We start from the raw sequence: 17,180 nt of genomic DNA on the forward strand, positions 1-17,180 counted from the left end.
AGGTCTTCCACGCAGGTCAGGGCTTCCGGGCGAGCAGTCCACGTGGTCGGATCGAGCGCACCGGCTCGGCCGAGGCGCCCTCGGCGCGCAGGATGTGGTTCGCGGCGATGATCCCGGTCGCCGCCGAGCGTTCCATCAACGCGCTCGGGAAGTCCGTGGCGATGCCGTCCCCGGCCAGGTAGACGCCGGTCGCGTCGGTGCGTACCCCGGGTCGCCAGGCGTGGCTGCCCGGCGTGAACGCCGGCGCCTGCGCCTCGACCCGGGCCCGCAGCTCGCGGACCCGCAGGTCGCCGGCCTCCGGCCAGAGCGCGACCAGCTCGCGGCGCATCCGCTCGGCCAGCTCCTCCGCCGGCACGCCGGGCTCGCAGGCGTACGCGTGCAGCTCGATGACCGACCCGCCGGTCTGCCGCGCCCAGCGCCGCGGCTCGTTTTCTAACCGGTGGTAGAGCGTCACCGAGTCCAGAGTGGGCTGCCGGGACACGCCGTTGAACACCGCCCGCTCGGCGGCCACGTCCCCGTCACACCAGAACCGCGCCACCGCGTACGGCGGGCCGGGCTGGCCGAAGGCGGGCATCCGCGCCGCCAGCTCCGGTGCCTGCCCGGTCAGGTCCGGGGAGGCCGCGACCAGCGCGGCGAGCGCCGGCGGGTCGACGGCGAGCACGACGTGACCGGCCGGGTGGCTGCCGTCGTCGGTGGTCGTCACCCGCCAGCCGTCGCCGTCGCGGTGCACACCGGTCGCGGCGGAGCTGGTCAGCACCCGGCCGCCGTGCTTCTCGACGTGCCGGGTCAGGGGCTCCCAGATCGCCGTGGCGTAGTCCTCGTCGGGGCAGTCGAACGCCAGCCCCTCCGGGTTGCCGAGCAGGTAGAAGTGGAACTGGGCGACCATCTCGGCGGCCGACATCTCCGCCTCGTGGTTGAAGAACGAGTGCGAGAAGACCTCGAACAGCATGGCCCGCGCCCGGTCCGGCAGTCGTAGCGACGCCAGCAGCTCGTCGGCGGTGGTGCCGTCCAACTCGGCGTAGGTGCGTACCGGGTCGTAGCTGAGCAGCGGCAGCGCGGCGTCCCGATCCATCAGTCGCAGGTCGGCCAGGCGCAGGCTGGGGCTGCGCAACAGCAACGCGAGAAGGTTCGTCGGCGGTGCCGGCGGCAGCTTGCCGAACTCCTCGGTCGGCCACTGCTCGCTGAGGATCGGGTAGCCCGGGATGGGCTTGAGGAAACCCAGGTCACTGTCGACCCGGCGGAGAATCGACCGCCAGTTGTAGTACTGCCGGAAGAACGCGTGGAAGCCGTGCTCGTTCTGCTGGGTGCCGTCGGCGAGCGCCTCCGGCCAGGCGCCCAGTCGACCACCGAGCGTCGGCGCCGCCTCCAGCACCGTCACCGCCACACCCCGCTCGGCCAGCACCACCGCCGCCGACATGCCGGCGATGCCACCACCAACCACCACCGCCGTGGCCGGTCGCGGCACGCGGTCCGCGCCACCGCCGCCCGGGTCCACCAGGTGCTGGCGTACGCCGATGAGCCGACCCACCACTTGCGACAGCGCCATGGGCACCTACCTCTCTCGGGCCCCAGTCTCCCCTACTCCAGGCATCGGCGCGCGCGGTCGGAGGCAGGCCAGACGTACTCCAGGTCTGCTGGAACGTCGTCACCGAAGAGGGGCCGGTAGTGCGCCGGGTCCTTGCGGACCAGCGACGAGCGGTGGCTCAGGTGCAGGTCGTCGCGGCCCAGCCACGGTGGTAGTTCGCCGTCCCGGGCCAGCTCGTCCTGGGTCCGTACGACACCGGCCCCGCAGGCGGCGGCGAGGTCGACGGTCATCGTGGTGGCACAGGTGTCCGCCCGCCCCGGTTCGGTCCACACCGCGCACATGTCCAGCCCGTAGCGGGTGAGCGCCTCCTCGTACCCGGCCCACATCTTCACCGCCGGGTGGTTGCGCCAGCCGTACCCGGGTCGGGTGAGCCCGCGCAGCACCTGGATGGCCTCCACCCGTTGCTTGCCCAGCCGCTTCTGGTCCAGCGTCCGGGCGCTGGCCAGAAAGTCCGGGTACGGGAGGAACGTCTGCATGTCGCTGCTCTACCCGTCGCCAGGGCGGGCATGCCTGGCCGGGAGATGATCCGGACGGGGTCGCCCACCGTGGCCGTGCTGATTACGATCCGGGCATGGCGGAGCCGTGGCGGGACCGGGCGCGACGGGCGGTCGAGTGGAACTGGCGGCTGCGCTCCGTCGGTGATCCACGCCCGCACTATGTGATCTGCGGGAAGGACGCGCTCGCCTACTACGTGGCCAGGGCGATGCTCGAATCCGAACTGCCGACGGGTGGCGCCCGGGTGACCGTCGTGGTGCCGGAGCGTTACCGCAGCAACGGCCCGGACGTGGCGGCGCTGCGGGGGGTCCGGGTGGTCCGCTCGGATCGGCTGGACGTGGCCACCTTCGAGGCCGCCGGCCTGGCCGGGGCGTCCGGGCTGGCCCTGCTGCACCAGGACGACGTGGGCAACCTGCACGCAGCGCTCTGCGCCCAGGCCGTCGACCAGCGGGTCCGCCAGGTGCTGCGAATGTTCAACGGCACCCTCGCCGACGGTGTGCGCAAGCTGCTCAAGGCATCGGTCGAGGTGCTCTCCGACGCCGAGATGGCCGCGCCGGCCTTCGTGGCAGCCGCGCTCGGCGAGGTCGACCCGAGTTCCTTCCAGCACCGGGACAAGACGCTGCGGGTGGCCCGCAGGGCCGACGTCCGACCGCAGGACGTGGTCTGCGCACTGGCCCACCTCACCGAGGCGCAGGGGGTGGAGCTGCTTCCGGCCGAGCAGGCTGGCGCGGACCTGGTGCTCGCCGAGGCGACGGGGCAGCCACCCGCCACCGAGGTCGCCGCCCGTCGACTGGTCCGGGCCCGTCGGCGACGCCGTCCGGTCGCGGTGCTGCTGGGCGCGGTACGCGGCTTCGCGACCCGCAAGATCGGCGTTGCGGTGATGCTGGTGCTCGCGGTGATCGCGGTGCTGGGGGCGCTGATCTCCCGCACCGAGGGCGCCTCCCCACTGGAAGCCCTGTACCTGACGCTGGTGACCACACTCAGCGGCGCCGACCCGGACACCACCAAACCAGCCGGCGCGCAGATCATGCAGGTGGTGCTCAACCTGGCCGGGCTGGCGCTGATCCCGCTGATCACCGCCGTCGTGGTGGACGGCATCGTCAACGCACGACTGGCCCTGCACACAGGCCAGTTGCAACCCGCGCGGGTCGGGCACGTCGTGCTGATCGGCCTGGGCAACGTCGGCACCCGGGTGATGGCGCAGCTGCGCGAGTACGACGTCGAGGTGGTGGCGATCGACAAGGACCCGGAGCCGCGCGGCGCCGCCCTGGCCCGTCAACTGGAGGTGCCGCTGATCGTCGGTGACGCCGCGCTGCCGGAGACGCTGGTCGCCGCGTCGGTGGCCGACTGTCAGGCGCTGGTGGTGGCGTCCACCGACGACGTGGCCAACCTGGAGGCGGCGCTCGCGGCCCGTGATCTTCGTGGCGACCTGCGGGTGGTGCTGCGGTTCTTCGACGGTGACTTCGCCGAGCGGGTGGAGGAGACCTTCGCCCTCGGCGTCTCCCGGTCGGTCTCCTACCTGGCCGCCCCGGCCTTCATCGGTGCCCTCACCGAACGGGCGGTGATCACCACCATCCCGGTCGACCGGCACGCGCTGCCGGTCGCCGAGGTGCCGGTCGCCGCCGGCTCCGAGTTGGACGGCCGGCCCCTGGGCATGGTCAACCGGGACGGGCAGGTCCGGCTGATCGCCCGGACCCCGGCCGGTGGCGGCAAGACGATCTGGTGGAAGGACCTCGACCCTCGCCAGGTGATCTTCGCGGGCGACCGGTTGACAGTGGTCGCCCGGCGGCGCGGACTGGACTGGCTGACGCGGCAGTGTGCCCCGCCAGCCCGCCCGGGCCCGGTCTCCCGGCCGGCCGGAGCGGTCCACGGCGGAGTGCCCACTCCAGCGGCGGCGTCTCCCTCGGTGCCGGGCCAGACGGACTCGGGGGCCGGCGTGGCCCACCCCGTTGCCCCCGCCGCAGGCGCTTCCTCGACAATCGCTGGCGGCCCACCGGACGACTTCGCGCTGACCCGCCGACATGACGAGAGCGGCGAGGTGAGCTGACATCACCCGGCGGCGCGGCCGCTGCGCTATCCACCTGGTCAGGGAAGAAGGGCAGCGTAAGTGGTTGTCAATCACCGACTCGTGGTCATCGGGTTGCCTGCCGATCAAGAACGGGCTCTATCGTGCTGATGGCCTGGCTCGAGCGGTGCGAGTGGGGTCCAGGCAGCCCGGCGGTCTGGAACTGCTTGATTCGTTCTCCCACGCAGGATTCTCTCGGACGACCCGGAATACGTGACCTACGTCGACGTCACTGGGTTGGTCATGGAGGTGGAGTTGGATGATGCTGCATTCGATCTATGACCGGGGGAGTTGGGACCGCCAGGATCCGGTTGAAGTGGCGGACTCGTGCCTCAGGGCTGCTGCCGCAGGCGATGACTCGGCTGTCGCTGAACTGCTTCGCCTGTGCCCTGTGCTGAAGGCGCAGGCTGACCTCGGAAACACTCGTGCACGTACGATGTTGGGCGTCATTTTCATGCTGTATGTCGACGCTCCGGAGGAGACTGTCGACCTCCTGAGTCAGTCCGCCGCCGAGGGCGACGTGGTCGCTCAGCGGACTCTGGCGTACCTGCTGGAGCGAGGGCAGGGGGTCGCCTCTGACAAGGAAAGGGCGATGCGGCTCTATCGTGCGGCAGCCGAGGGTGGAGACGGGATAGCTGCCTTCAACCTTGGCCTGCATTACGCCAATGGCGAATTCCTTGCGGTCGACATCCCTAACGCCGTGCGATGGTTGAGGGTAGCTGCGAAGGCGGAAGTCACTGAGGCGTACCCGTTCCTGGGAAACCATCTGGCTGCCCTTGACCTTGATGAAGAAGCGTTCGAGTGGTATCTCTTCGGCGCCGCGGCCGGTCAGTCCAACTGTATGTTCGTCGTGGGCAGTTGGTACCGGGACGGCATTGGGACGAGCGTGGATCTGGTGCGGGGTCTGCGGTGGTTCATTGCGATGCTCAATGAGGGCAGCGGCGACGGAGTGCACGAGGCCCATAAGCTGGTCTCACGGATGACCTCCGAAGAGGTTCGAGAGGCTGTTCGCCTGGCGGGCCGACCATTCGACGCGGAGGTGTTCCTTGAGCAAGGAAACTGAGCCCTCTTGCCGTCCTGAAGCTGGAGCAGCGTCTACCGAGAGCTTCGACGGTCAGCGGCTGCGCACGGTCCTTGCCGCACTCGAACCGTGGCAGCGTGTTGCGTTCGCGGTCAGTTGTGTCGAGGTTCTGGTGCCGTCCTATGTCAAGTTCAGCGAGCCGGACCAGATCGGTGACGCTGACCTCGTGCGAGCCAGCGTCGATGCTGTCTGGTCGGCCTCGGCCGGTCATCAGCCGGCTGTGCACTGTCCCGAGTTGCCCTCGCCGGACGCAGTGAAGGAGTTGCTGCCCTCGGAGGATGACTGGAATGACTGGGCACCTCAGGCGGAGGATGCGGTCGCGTCGCTCATCTACCTGCTTGAGCTGGTGGGCAGCGATGACGTCACCTACGCCGTCTACGCAGCCGAGCGGGCATATGCGGCGGCCGACGAGCTCTCGGCTCGGGAGCAGGGCCTTGGGGTGCTCGACGCCGATGACCGTGAGGCTCTGCTTGGGTCGCCGTCAGTCCAGGTTGAGCTGCGGCGGCAGGCGGAGGCTCTCACAATTCTCGGAGACTCCGCCGGTGACCGGTCAGCCGTCGCAGAGCTTCGCGCCGCTGCTCGACGAATTCCGGTCGGTGGTGTGCGGCAACTGCCGTGGGACGACGGTGTTCTTAATGGCGACACGGACGCTCCCTGTCAGACCCTGGGCAGCTTCTCGGCCGCTTCGTAAGTGATTAAAGATCGGTTGAGGGTGGCCGGCTTCCACGTGCTCGAGGCGTATGACATGGCGGAAGGGCTGCCGTCCGAACAGGAAGCCTGGAAGTCGGTCGTCAGTTCGCCGGCAAGCCCCGGATGGTCGGTCGCACTCGCCGCGGTCGATGCAGTGGAACAGGTGGAGCGACGGTGGCGCCGCTTGGTGCATGAGCGCGGGTTGACGAGCGGCGATGGCACCCTGCTAATCGGCCTCACAGGGCACAGTGACGAAAGGCGTTGGGTGGCGGTGCGGCTGCCGGACGGGCCGTTGGCGCTCGACGCGCTCGGTCCGAATCCTGGCGAGCCGGAGTTTGTCGCGATGTCACTGGCCGGCGATGCCGTATGCGGGGTAACGGCAGAGGAGTACGAGTTGTGGGTGGTATGCGCACGACTTGATTGAGCGGGGGCCGATGAGACAACCGTACGACGCGGAAAGGAGTCGGTATGGCAGCGCTGAGCGAACACATAAATGTCTACACAACGCAATCACAGTCCTCGAAATAAGCGATTCTCGATTTGGTACGACAGATTTGAATACAAGAATCCAGGCGAGTGCATAAGCTCTTGGTGGGAGACTGAGGGCATCATTCGCTACCCGAATGTTCCCAATAATGCACCTGAGTACACCCCTGTCTACGCTAGATTCCGACACCAAAGCGAGCGTGAATAGGGACTTCTCCTTCCTGTGCGGGGCACAGAAATTGCGGTTCACCCTCCGACCCGCAAGCTCGGCGGATCGGTCAGCCGGAACCGGCCGGAGCTGAGCGACAATGGACGGCATGCGTTTCCGCATCCTGGGTCCGACCCAGGTGGTGCTGGCCGACGGGCGAGAGGTCCCCGTGGGCGGTCCGCGGCTGCGCGCACTGCTGGCACTCCTCCTGCTCGACGCGGGTCGGGTGGTCTCCGCCGAGCGGCTGATCGACGGCCTGTACGGGGAGCATCCGCCTCGTGGTGCGGCCAATGCGCTCCAGTCCCAGGTGTCGCGGCTGCGCCAGGCCCTGCCTGCCGGGCACGACCCGGTCGAGTTTCACCCGGCCGGTTATCGCCTGGCAGTGGATCCCGACGATGTCGACGCGTACCGCTTTGAACGGCTCGCCGAGGCGGGGCGGCGCGCGCTCGCCGACGGTGACTGGCCCCGGGCAGCGGCGGTGTTGCGCGAGGCGCTGGAGCTGTGGCGTGGTCCCGCCCTGGCCGATGCCGTCGGCGCAGCCGGCGCGCCCGCCCAGGCGGCCCGGCTGGACGAGCTGCGGTTGGCCGCCATCGAGGATCGGGTCGAGGCGGACCTGGCGTTGGGCGCACAGAGCGCGCTGATCGCGGAGCTGCGGGAGTTGGTCGTGGCGCATCCCCTGCGGGAGCGCTCGCGAGGCCAGCTCATGCGTGCCCTGGCGGCACTGGGTCGGCCGGCGGAGGCGCTGGCCGAGTTCGAGGACGCGCGGCACACGCTGGCCGATCAGCTCGGTGTCGACCCATCGGCGGAGCTGGCTGCCGTTCACCTGGCGGTGCTGCGTGGTGAGGAACGCGAGGCGGCCGAGCAGGCGCTGCCGAGCCAGCTCACCACGTTCGTCGGGCGGGAGGAGGAGCTCAAGCGCGTCGGCGACCTGCTCGGCGAGCGGCGGCTCGTCACCCTTACCGGCCCCGGGGGAGCGGGCAAGACCCGGTTGGCCATCGAGGCTGCGGGCCGGGTCGACGGGGAGGTCCGTTTCGTCGAGCTGGCCGGGCTGGCCGACGGGTCGGACGTGCCACAGGCGGTGCTGAGCGCGCTCGGTCTGCGTGACGCGGGTCTGCGGGCCCCGGCCGAGCCGGGCCGGCAGTCCACGGACCGACTGGTCGAGGCGCTGGCCGAACGGCGGCTGCTGCTGGTGCTCGACAACTGTGAGCACGTCATCGCCAACGTGGCCCGGCTCGCCGCACGACTGCTGAGCGCGTGCCCGGCGCTGCGGGTGCTCGCCACGAGTCGTGAGCCGCTCGGGCTGGCCGGCGAGGCGTTGTGCCCGTTGTCCGGGCTCACCCTGCCGCCACCCGACGCGTCGACGGAGAATGCCGACGACTACGCCGCGGTCAGCCTCTTCGTCCAACGGGCCGCCGACGTCGCACCCGACTTCACCGTCACACAGGCCAACGTCGACGTGGTGCTGCGGATCTGCCGCACCCTCGACGGCCTGCCGTTGGCGATCGAGCTGGCCGCCGCGCGGCTGCGGGCGTTGCCCGTCGCGGAGGTGGCCGCCCGTCTGGACGACCGGTTCCGGCTGCTGTCCATGGGCAGCCGGGCCGCGTCGCCCCGACACCGCACGCTCCGGGCTGTGGTCGAGTGGAGCTGGGACCTTCTCGACGATGCCGAACGCACGCTGGCCCGCCGGCTGACCGTTTTCGCTGGCGGCGCCACGCTGGAGGCCGCCGGGCGGGTCTCCGGCCTTCCCGCGGCCGAGTTCGTCGACGCGCTGACCGGTCTTGTCGACAAGTCCTTCGTGGAGATGACTGGCGGCCGTTACCGGATGCTGGAGACGGTGCGTGCCTTCTGCGCCGAGCGTCTCGCCGAGGCTGGCGAGGCCGACCAGCTCCGTCGTGCGCACACCGCGTACTTCCTGGAATTCGCCTGGACCGCCAGCGACCACCTCCGCTGCGCGGAGCAGCTGCACTGGCTGCGACGGCTCGACGCGGAACGGGACAACCTCCATGCGGCGTTGCGGCGGGCCACCGCCGCCGGTGACACGTCCGACGCGGCCGGGATGGTCGCGGCCCTGTCGTTCTACTGGTGGCTGCGCGGCATGCGCGGCGAAGCGGCCCGGTTGGCCGCCAACGTCCTCGACCTGCTGGGCGCCGAAGCGCCGCCGGGGCTGAGCGAGGAGTTCGCCCTCTGCGTCTACAACAGCTCGCTCGCCGGTGCCGGCCACCTGCCCTCGCTCGGAAATCAGCGGTCCGTGATCCGCAGCCTCGATCGGGCACCTCGACAACCGTTCCTGCTGTATCTGTCGGGGATCTCGACCGGGCCGCCGTCCGGCGGCGCCGAGCACGTCGAGGAGTTGATGCGGGAGCTGCGGCGACTGGTCGGTCCGGACGTGTGGATCAACGCCCTCGGCGCGATGGGAAGCGGCTCGGCGCTGATGTGGAGTGGCGAGTGGGACCGGGCCAGGAGCGCGCTGACCACCGCGCTGGACGGCTTCCGGAGCACGGGGGACCGGTGGGGCTGCATGATCACACTCGGTGCGCTCGGCGAACTGGCTGCCTGGCAGGGCGATCCGGAGACGGCGGGCGCCCACATGGACGAGGCCATGGGACTGGTCGAGGCGCTCGGGTCGGCCGTCGACCAGGCCGACATGCTGCGGACCAGGGGCGAGATCCGGCTGCGTGCCGGTGACCTCGCCGCGGCACGGGACGACTTCGCCGGTGCGCTGCTCCTGGCGCAGCGCAGCGGCGCGCCCGAGTTCGTGGCCAGCGCTCGCCTCGGCCTCGCCCAGGTGGCCCGGCTGCGCGGCGATCTGGTCGAGGCGAGACGGCTCTGCGAGGAGGCGTTGGTCGGTGGGCTCACCGGCTGGTACGTCGGCGAGGCCACCCGGTCGGAGATCATCCTCGTGCTCGACGAGATCACCGAGCAGGAGAAGGCCGAAGCCGCGAGCAGGCCTGGTGCGCCGCCGTCAGCGGACGGTGCGTGACCCGTCAGCGCCTGACCGCACCGTGGGGTCATGACGACATTCGAGGTGGTCGCCGAGGGTCTGGGCAAACGGTACGGCCCCACCCGCGCGCTCGACAGGTTCGACCTGGCCGTACCGACCGGCACTGTGTACGGGCTGCTGGGGCCCAACGGCGCGGGAAAGACGACGGCCGTACGGATCCTCACCACTCTGCTGCGCTTCGACGCGGGCAGGGCCACCGTGGCCGGGTTCGACGTGCTGCGACAGCCGGACGAGGTGCGGGCCCGGATCGGGTTGACCGGGCAGTACGCCGCGGTCGACGAAACCCTCAGTGGTCGGCAGAACCTGGAACTGTTCGGCCGCCTGTTCCGGCTGGGCCGGCGGGAGGCCTGGCAGCGCGCCACCGAACTGCTGGAACGGTTCGGGCTTGCCGAGGCGGCGAGCCGCTCCGCCGGTGAGTACTCGGGTGGGATGCGTCGTCGGCTGGACCTCGCCGCCAGTCTGATCCGTACGCCGCGCGTGCTCTTCCTCGACGAGCCGACGACCGGCCTGGACCCGCGCAGCCGCAACCAGGTGTGGGACCTGGTCCGCGCCCTGGTCACCGAGGGGACGACGGTGCTGCTCACCACCCAGTACCTGGAGGAGGCCGACCAGCTCGCCAACCGGATCTCGGTGATCGACGCCGGTCGGGTGGTGGCCGAGGGGTCACCGGACGAGCTGAAGTCGATGACCGGCGGCGACCGGATCGAGGTGGTGGTGCGCGATGCGGCCGATCTGGACCTGGCCGCCGGCATCGTCGCGCCGATCTGCGGCGCGGAGCCCGAGCGTGACCCGGAGATCCGGCAACTCAGCGTGCCGGTGGCCGACCGGGTTGCCGGGCTGGTCGACGTCGTGCGGGCGTTGGACGACGCGGGGATCGCGGTCGAGGACATCGGCCTGCGGCGCGCCACGTTGGACGAGGCGTTCCTGCACCTGACCGGGCATCGTCCCGACGAGGCCCGCGAACCCGTTGGCGCCGGACGAAAGGCGAACGTGGCATGACCACTGCGGTAGCCGACGGTTGGACGATGACCAGGCGCAACATGATCCATGTCGTCCGTCAGCCGGAGGAGGTGATCCTCTACTTCTCACTGCCGATCATGTTCGTGCTGGTCTTCGGGTACGTGTTCGGCAGCGGCATGCAGGTACCGGGCGGTGGCAACTATCGCGAGTTCCTGCTGCCCGGGGTCTTCGTGATGACGATGCTGTACGGCCTCGGCGCTACGGCGACCGGCGTGGCGCTGGACCTCAGCCGGGGTGTCGTCGACCGGTTCCGGTCGATGCCGATGGCACGGTCCGCCCTGATGACCGGCCGCAGCGCCGCCGATCTGCTGCGCGCCCTGCTGGAGATGTCCACCTTGCTGGTCTGCGGCCTGCTCGTCGGTTGGCAGTGGCGAGAGGGTGTGGGCAAGGCGTTGCTCGCCGTCGGGCTGCTCCTGCTGCTGCGGGTCGCGATCACCTGGATGGGGATCTACCTGGCGCTGCTGGTCCGCAGCCCGGACACCGTCGGCGTCATCGTCTTCCCGGCGGCGTTTCCGCTCACCGCGATCTCCAACGTCTTCGTGTCGCCTGAGCTGATGCCCCCGGTCATCGGGACGATCTCGGAGTGGAACCCGTTGTCGGCCATCGTCGCGGCGATCCGCGAACTGTTCGGCAACCCGGGTCTGGGTGGCGACTCCTGGCCAGCGGAGCACGCCATGCTGTTGGCGGTGCTGTGGCCGGTGCTGCTGATCGCGACGTTCGCTCCGCTGGCGGTACGCCGCTACCGACGCCTGAGCCGTTGACACCCGCGCGCCGGTGGCCCGCTCAGGTCACCGGCGCGCGAGGCGCAGCGCGTACCAGGCGGCGCCAGCGGCGAGCACACCGAAGCCCGCGAGGACGCTGGTCACGGGCAGGTTGACCGCGAGCAGCAGACACCCGACCAGCCCCAGGCCGGCGAGCACCTGCACCGGCAGCCGCCGACCGGGTTCCCGCCCCAGTGTGAGCGCCGCCGCGTTGGTGATCGCGTAGTAGACCAGCACCGTGCAGCTGGAGAAGCCGATGGCCCCCCGTACGTCGCCAAGGAGCACGACCACGATCACCACGGCGGCGACCGCCAGCTCCGCGCGGTGCGGCACCCGGTGCACGGGGTGCACGGCGGCCAGCGCGCCGGGCAGGTCGCGGCGGCGGGCCATCGCGAGGGTGGTCCGGCCGACTCCGGCGACCAGGGACAGCAGCACCCCGACGACCGCGATCGTGGCCCCGGCGCGGACCACCCAGGCCAGGCCGGGCAGCCCGGCGGCGGTCACCACGTCGACCAGGGGCGCGGCGGACCCGGCCAGCCGGTCGGCGCCGAGTACGCCGAGCGTGACCACGGCCAACACCAGGTAGATCGCGAGCACCGCCCCGAGCGCCAACGGCACCGCGCGGGGAATGGTCCGCTGCGGATCGCGGACCTCCTCGCCGAGCGTGGCGATCCGGGCGTACCCGGCGAAGGCGAAGAAGAGCAGCCCGGCCGCGGTGAGCACACCTCGGGCGGAGCCGCCGGGCTCACCGAGCCGATCCAGGTGCACTGGCCCGCCCGCCACTCCGACGACCGCGACCAGGGCCAGCACCGCGAGCACCAGCGCCACCAGCAGTTTCGTGACAGTGGCCGTCTTGCCGATGCCGCGCAGGTTCACCCCGGTCACCGCGAGCACCGCGCCGACTGCGACCAACCGGGCCTGGCCCGGCCACAGGTACGCCCCGATGGTCAACGCCATCGCCGCGCAGCTCGCCGTCTTGCCGACCACGAAGCCCCAGCCGGCCAGGAACCCGGCGAACGGCCCGAGGCGTTCCCGGCCGTAGACGTACGTGCCGCCGGACTCCGGGTAGCGGGCCGCCAGCCGCGCCGAGCTGGTCGCGTTGCAGAAGGCGATGAAACCGGCCAGCACCAGCGCGGGCAGCAACCCGGAGCCGCCGGCCGCCGCTGCGGCCGGGCCGAAGACCACGAAGACGCCCGCGCCGAGCATCGAGCCCAACCCGATGACAACCGCATCGGGTACGCCAAGCCGCCGCGACAGTTGGTCCACGGACCGAAACCCTAGGGGTACGAGGTGAACGGCCGGTCCCAATCGCGTAGCCGGCGGGGGAGCGGGATGTCGTCCCAGGGCACCCGGTGCAGCAGCCGGTCCAGGAGCAGGCCCAGCAGCAGACCGGCCACCGAGTCGGTCAGCCAGTGCCAGCCGAGGTAGGTGGTGGTGGTGAGGACGACAAGCGGTGGCACGATGCGGATCACGGTGATCAGCCGGGCGGGCAGTTGCCGGCCGAAGCTGCGGGCCAGCGGGGCGAGCAGCAGCGCGATGACGCCGTACCAGACGATGGCGTTGGCGACGTGCCCCGACGGGTAGGACTGGGCGAATCGGACCGGCAGATCGTCGTGGAACAGCGGCAGGGTCTGCTCGGGCGGCAGGAAGGGCTCCTTGACACTGGCGCTCGGCGCTGCCCGCGCGGTCCAGACCTTCAGCGGACCGATCGTCAGGTAGGTCAGCACGAACCCGACCACCGGCGGCAGGATCGGCCGCACCGACCGCAGCCGGACGGCCAGCAGCACGCCCAACCCTGCGGCGATCAGGGTCAGTGGAGTGCCCTGGCCGAGCAGGTTGAATACCCGGGCCACCCAGTAGGCGACCGTCGGTCGGTGCCCGTCGGCCCAGTCGGCCACCGCCCGGTCCAACCCGAAGAGTTGGTCGGCGGCGAGCGCCACCGTCAAACCGACCAGACCGACCAGCAGCAGCGCGTCGAACCACCAGCCGGCCGGGCGGACGGGCCGTAGCCGCAGGTCACGTCGTACCGCCGTGGGTTTGAGCACGCGACCACGCTACCGGCCCGGCGCCAGGCCGGGGTGTTCGGCGCTGTGGGCCCAACCACGATGTGAGGCGGATGCGGGGGGCGAGGCGTCATGCTTGTGCCCGTGCGGATCACGTCTGCCCTCGTGGACCCGGCGCTGCTCGACCTGCCCTGGTCGACACCGCTGGAGGAGTGGCCTGCCCAACACCTGGTGGCCCTGCCGCAGGGCATCTCCCGACACATCGTCCGGTTCGTCCGGCTCGGTGACTACGTGTACGCATTCAAGGAGACCCGCGAGCGGATCGCTGAGCGGGAGTACGACCTGCTCAGGGCCCTGGAGAGGATCGACTTTCCCTCGGTCGAGGCGGTGGCGGTCGTCGCCGACCGGCAGACCGAGGACGGCGAACCTCTCGAATCGGTCCTGATCACCCGGCACCTCCAGTTCTCCCTGCCGTACCGGGCGCTGTTCTCGCACACCCTGCGGCCGGAGACGATGAGCCGGCTGCTCGACGCGCTCGCCGCCCTGATCGTGCGGATGCACCTCACTGGCTTCTTCTGGGGTGACTGCTCGCTGTCGAACACGCTGTTCCGCCGGGACGCGGGCGCGTTCGCCGCCTACCTGGTGGACGCGGAGACGGGCGCGTTGCACAACTCACTCTCCAACGGTCAGCGCGGTGAGGACCTGGAGATCGCCCGGGTCAACATCTTCGGTGAGGCGCTGGACCTCCAGGCCGCCGGCCTGCTGCACGAGTCCATCGACCCCGAGGTGGTCTGCGAGGAGGTCGTGCAGCGCTACGAGCGACTGTGGCACGAGATCACCTACGAGCAGGCCGTCGAGCGGGAGGCCCGGCACGACATCGAGGGCCGAATCCGCCGCCTCAACGAGCTGGGCTTCGACGTGGCCGAGGTGGCCATGTCCTCCATCGACGACGGGCGTTACCTGGTCCGGCCGAAGGTGGTCGACGCCGGCTACCACACCCGCCGGCTGCTGCGGCTGACCGGTCTGGACGCCGAGGAGAACCAGGCGCGCAAGCTGCTCAACGACCTGGACGCCTATCGGGCGGAGAGCGACCTGACCGACGAGCAGCAGGCCGCGCACCGCTGGCTCACCGAGGTCTTCGAGCCGGTGGTCCGGGCCGTTCCCGCTCACCTGCGCCGCAAGCTGGAGCCGCAGGAGCTGTTCGCGCAGATCATCGAGCACAAGTGGCTGCTCTCCGAGCAGGCCGGCCGGGACGTCGGGATGCGCCACGCGGTCCAGTCGTACCTGGCCGACGTGCTGGTGCACCGTCCCGACGAGCAGGCCATCCTCGGCGTGGAAGTCCCCAGCCTCAACTGAGCTTCGCCCCGGGACCGGCCCGACCTGCGCTCGCTTCCGTAACGCCGGAGTCGGCAGCTTGGTGTTGACGTCCTGTAGAGCTGCCCCAGATATGGGGCAATTGTGATGCGCCATGTGCCGACATCGATCGTCCGCGCGGTCCGCGCGGACGGTTCTCCATCGATCGTCCGCGCGGTCCGCGCGGACGGTTCTCCACGATCGCCGGGGCTTCCGGCGCCGCCTGCCCCATATCCGGGGCAGCTCTACAGGCTGCGCAACAGGTGGCCGCACTGGACGGCCGCAACAGGGGCCGGTCACTCCCCACCGCTACGAGCGTGGTCGACGGGCTGGGCGTCAGTCCACCCAGGAGCCTCGGCGCAGCACCCGGACCACCTTCAGGTCGGCGTCCAGCACCACCAGGTCGGCGCGGAGGCCCACCTGGAGGGCACCCACCTGGTCGCCCAGGCCGATGGCCCGTGCCGGGGTGGTGGCCACCATCCGAGCGGCGTCCGAGATCGGGATCCCGGCGTCCACGGCGTGCCGCAGGGCGGCGTCCATGGTCAGGGTGCTGCCGGCGATCGACCCGTCACGGGCCAGTCGCGCCACGCCGTCGGTCACGGTGACGGCCTGGCCGCCCAGCTCGTACTCGCCGTCTGCCATCCCCGCGGCGGCCATCGCGTCGGTGATCAGCGCGGCCCGGTCCGGGCCTGCGGTCGCGGTCGCGAAGGTCAACATGCCGTCGTGCAGGTGCACCCCGTCGGCGACCAGTTCGCAGATCACGGTGGGCTCATCAAGCAGGGCCACCACCGGGCCCGGTTCGCGGTGGTGCACGGGACGCATGCCGTTGAACAGGTGGGTGCCGACGCTGGCGCCGGCGGCGACCGCTGCGCGAGTCTGCTCGTACGTGGCGTCGGTGTGGCCGACCGCCGCCACCACCCGCTGCGCGGTGAGGAGCTTGATCGCCTCCAGTGCGCCGTCGCGTTCCGGGGCGAGGGTGACCATCCGCACCGCGCCCCGGCCCAGCTCGATCAGCTCGGCCAGCTCGTCGGTCGACGGGTCGCGCAGGTACTCCGGGTTCTGCGCGCCACACCGTGCTGAGGAGAGGTAGGGCCCTTCGAAGTGGACGCCCGCCAGCACACCCTCGTCGACCAGGGGAGCGAACGCCTCGGTGGCCGCGCGCATCAGCGGAAATGGCGAGCTGACCAGGCTCGCCAGCAGGGTGGTCGTGCCGTGCGCGAGGTGGAAGTCGGCCGCCGCCCGAGCCTCGGCGGCATCCCCCGTGGTGAAGGTGTGCCCACCACCGCCGTGGGTGTGCATGTCGACGAAGCCCGGCAGGATCCAGTGCCCGTCGCGGACCGAGGGATATTCGGCCACCGCGGTGATCCGATCCCCGTCCCACTCGACGCAGCCCTGTCGGATGACACCGGTCGGGGTCACCACGCGGCCGTTCACCCGTACGGTCATCGTTTCTCCTGGTGGTCACGGACGCGAACGGCGTCCAGGGCGAGCAGGGCGGCACCGAGGCAGCCGGCCTCGTCGCCGAGGGCAGCCGCGACCAGCCGCGGCTCCCGGTGGAAGGTCATCCGCTCGTGCAGCGCTGCCCGCAGGGGGGTCAGCAGCCGGTCGCCGGCCTGGGCCAGGCCGCCGCCGAGCACGATCGTCGCCACGTCGTACAGCGCCTGCCCGGTGGCAAGGCCGTCGGCGAGCGCCTCGACGGCCTCCTGCCAGACCTCGCCGGCGAGTGGCTCGCCGGCCGCGGCCCGCGCGGCCACCTCGGCGGCCGTCACCGGGGCGTCGGCTGTCGCACCGGCGAGTTCGGCGTAGCGGCGGCCGATCGCGGAGGCCGAAGCGATCGCCTCCAGGCAGCCGGGTCGACCGCAGCCGCAGCGCGGGCCGTCGGGTCGGACCAGGATGTGGCCGATCTCCCCGGCGGCGTCGTGGGCACCCACGGCGGCTCTGCCGTCGACGACGTGCGCGGCGGCGATGCCGGTGCCGATCGCCACGAACAGCACGTGCCCGGTGCCGCGCCCGGCGCCGAGCCGGGCCTCGGCGAGACCACCGACGCGCACGTCGTGGCCGAGCGTCGTCGGCAGGCCGAGTCGCCTGACCGCCAGGTCCCGCAGGGGTACGTCCCGGAAGCCCACGTTCGCCGACCAGACCGCGACTCCGCGTGCCTCGTCCACCACCCCGGGCACGGCGATGCCGACAGCGATCGGGGTGAGGCCGTCGGCGCGGGCCTTCTCGGCAAGCCCTTCGGCCACGTCCAGGATCGTGCCGACCACTGCCGTCGGGCCGCGGCTGGCGTTGGTGGGGTGCCGCTCGGTGCGTACCGTGACGCCGTCCGGCCTGACCAGGGCGCACTTCATGCCGGTGCCGCCCACGTCCAGCGCGACGACCACCTGGTCGGCGTCCACGGCGTCGCTCACTGGGCCAGCTCGGTTCGCGACTGC

The 17,180-nt window shown here is 71.1% G+C and carries 14 protein-coding genes; 8 read left to right on the forward strand and 6 right to left on the reverse strand.

Going from position 1 to position 17,180, the window contains the following annotated elements:
* Positions 1-16: 16 nt before the first annotated feature.
* Both KBX34_RS24190 and KBX34_RS24195 read right to left on the reverse strand, forming a co-directional pair.
* The gene (locus KBX34_RS24190; protein WP_210927075.1) at positions 17-1,546 is read right to left on the reverse strand and encodes an FAD-dependent oxidoreductase; all 1,530 of its coding nucleotides are present in this window, start codon (positions 1,544-1,546) and stop codon (positions 17-19) included.
* 32 nt (positions 1,547-1,578) lie between these two features.
* Complete coding sequence (locus KBX34_RS24195) at positions 1,579-2,061, reverse strand: MSMEG_6728 family protein (RefSeq protein WP_088950458.1); 483 nt, start codon at positions 2,059-2,061, stop codon at positions 1,579-1,581.
* 95 nt (positions 2,062-2,156) lie between these two features.
* Between KBX34_RS24195 and KBX34_RS24200 the strand changes: the two genes are divergently transcribed.
* The 7 genes from KBX34_RS24200 (at position 2,157) to KBX34_RS24230 (ending at position 11,392) form a co-directional block, all read left to right on the forward strand.
* Positions 2,157-4,127 carry an NAD-binding protein gene (locus tag KBX34_RS24200; RefSeq protein WP_247672168.1) on the forward strand — a complete coding sequence of 657 codons (1,971 nt, stop codon included), beginning with the start codon at positions 2,157-2,159 and terminating at the stop codon, positions 4,125-4,127.
* Between the two features lie 277 nt (positions 4,128-4,404).
* Positions 4,405-5,208, forward strand: a complete 804-nt coding sequence (locus KBX34_RS24205; RefSeq protein WP_210927077.1) for a tetratricopeptide repeat protein — start codon at positions 4,405-4,407, stop codon at positions 5,206-5,208.
* Positions 5,192-5,917: a DUF416 family protein gene (locus KBX34_RS24210; protein WP_210927079.1), complete on the forward strand. Its 726-nt coding sequence runs from the start codon at positions 5,192-5,194 to the stop codon at positions 5,915-5,917. Before KBX34_RS24205 ends, KBX34_RS24210 begins: the two co-directional genes overlap by 17 nt.
* A 21-nt stretch (positions 5,918-5,938) precedes the next feature.
* Positions 5,939-6,340 carry a hypothetical protein gene (locus KBX34_RS24215; protein WP_210927081.1) on the forward strand — a complete coding sequence of 134 codons (402 nt, stop codon included), beginning with the start codon at positions 5,939-5,941 and terminating at the stop codon, positions 6,338-6,340.
* A 379-nt stretch (positions 6,341-6,719) separates the two neighbouring features.
* The gene (locus tag KBX34_RS24220) at positions 6,720-9,590 is read left to right on the forward strand and encodes a BTAD domain-containing putative transcriptional regulator (protein WP_247672169.1); all 2,871 of its coding nucleotides are present in this window, start codon (positions 6,720-6,722) and stop codon (positions 9,588-9,590) included.
* A gap of 30 nt (positions 9,591-9,620) precedes the next feature.
* Positions 9,621-10,610 (forward strand): ATP-binding cassette domain-containing protein, encoded by a 990-nt coding sequence (locus KBX34_RS24225; RefSeq protein WP_210927085.1) that lies wholly within the window; start codon positions 9,621-9,623, stop codon positions 10,608-10,610.
* Entirely contained in the window at positions 10,607-11,392 is a 786-nt protein-coding gene (locus tag KBX34_RS24230) for an ABC transporter permease (protein ID WP_210927087.1), read from the forward strand. Before KBX34_RS24225 ends, KBX34_RS24230 begins: the two co-directional genes overlap by 4 nt.
* A gap of 27 nt (positions 11,393-11,419) precedes the next feature.
* Here the strand turns inward: KBX34_RS24230 and KBX34_RS24235 are convergent, their stop codons facing one another.
* Positions 11,420-12,658 carry an APC family permease gene (locus KBX34_RS24235; protein WP_210927089.1) on the reverse strand — a complete coding sequence of 413 codons (1,239 nt, stop codon included), beginning with the start codon at positions 12,656-12,658 and terminating at the stop codon, positions 11,420-11,422.
* Positions 12,659-12,669: 11 nt separating this feature from the next.
* Positions 12,670-13,407: a phosphatase PAP2 family protein gene (locus tag KBX34_RS24240; protein ID WP_185755536.1), complete on the reverse strand. Its 738-nt coding sequence runs from the start codon at positions 13,405-13,407 to the stop codon at positions 12,670-12,672.
* Positions 13,408-13,539: 132 nt separating this feature from the next.
* Here KBX34_RS24240 and KBX34_RS24245 point away from each other — a divergent pair, with 132 nt between their 5' ends.
* A complete protein-coding gene (locus KBX34_RS24245; protein ID WP_371409795.1) occupies positions 13,540-14,751 on the forward strand; it encodes a DUF4032 domain-containing protein in 1,212 nt (403 codons plus the stop codon).
* A gap of 333 nt (positions 14,752-15,084) precedes the next feature.
* Here the strand turns inward: KBX34_RS24245 and nagA are convergent, their stop codons facing one another.
* Both nagA and KBX34_RS24255 read right to left on the reverse strand, forming a co-directional pair.
* Positions 15,085-16,194 carry an N-acetylglucosamine-6-phosphate deacetylase gene (gene nagA, locus KBX34_RS24250; protein WP_210927091.1) on the reverse strand — a complete coding sequence of 370 codons (1,110 nt, stop codon included), beginning with the start codon at positions 16,192-16,194 and terminating at the stop codon, positions 15,085-15,087.
* Positions 16,191-17,156: an ROK family protein gene (locus KBX34_RS24255; RefSeq protein WP_307871483.1), complete on the reverse strand. Its 966-nt coding sequence runs from the start codon at positions 17,154-17,156 to the stop codon at positions 16,191-16,193. The genes nagA and KBX34_RS24255 overlap by 4 nt, the downstream gene beginning before the upstream one ends.
* Positions 17,157-17,180 lie beyond the last annotated feature (24 nt).

Source organism: Micromonospora sp. M61 (assembly GCF_018070245.1).
Lineage (GTDB): Bacteria > Actinomycetota > Actinomycetes > Mycobacteriales > Micromonosporaceae > Micromonospora > Micromonospora zamorensis.

Excerpts from the sequence above, each read along its gene's own strand:
- KBX34_RS24190 (WP_210927075.1), bottom strand. The coding sequence starts at position 1,546 with ATGGCGCTGTCGCAAGTGGTGGGTCGGCTCATCGGCGTACGCCAGCAC.
- KBX34_RS24205 (WP_210927077.1), top strand. The coding sequence starts at position 4,405 with ATGATGCTGCATTCGATCTATGACCGGGGGAGTTGGGACCGCCAGGAT.
- KBX34_RS24195 (WP_088950458.1), bottom strand. The coding sequence starts at position 2,061 with ATGCAGACGTTCCTCCCGTACCCGGACTTTCTGGCCAGCGCCCGGACG.
- nagA (WP_210927091.1), bottom strand. The coding sequence starts at position 16,194 with ATGACCGTACGGGTGAACGGCCGCGTGGTGACCCCGACCGGTGTCATC.
- KBX34_RS24225 (WP_210927085.1), top strand. The coding sequence starts at position 9,621 with ATGACGACATTCGAGGTGGTCGCCGAGGGTCTGGGCAAACGGTACGGC.
- KBX34_RS24200 (WP_247672168.1), top strand. The coding sequence starts at position 2,157 with ATGGCGGAGCCGTGGCGGGACCGGGCGCGACGGGCGGTCGAGTGGAAC.
- KBX34_RS24230 (WP_210927087.1), top strand. The coding sequence starts at position 10,607 with ATGACCACTGCGGTAGCCGACGGTTGGACGATGACCAGGCGCAACATG.
- KBX34_RS24220 (WP_247672169.1), top strand. The coding sequence starts at position 6,720 with ATGCGTTTCCGCATCCTGGGTCCGACCCAGGTGGTGCTGGCCGACGGG.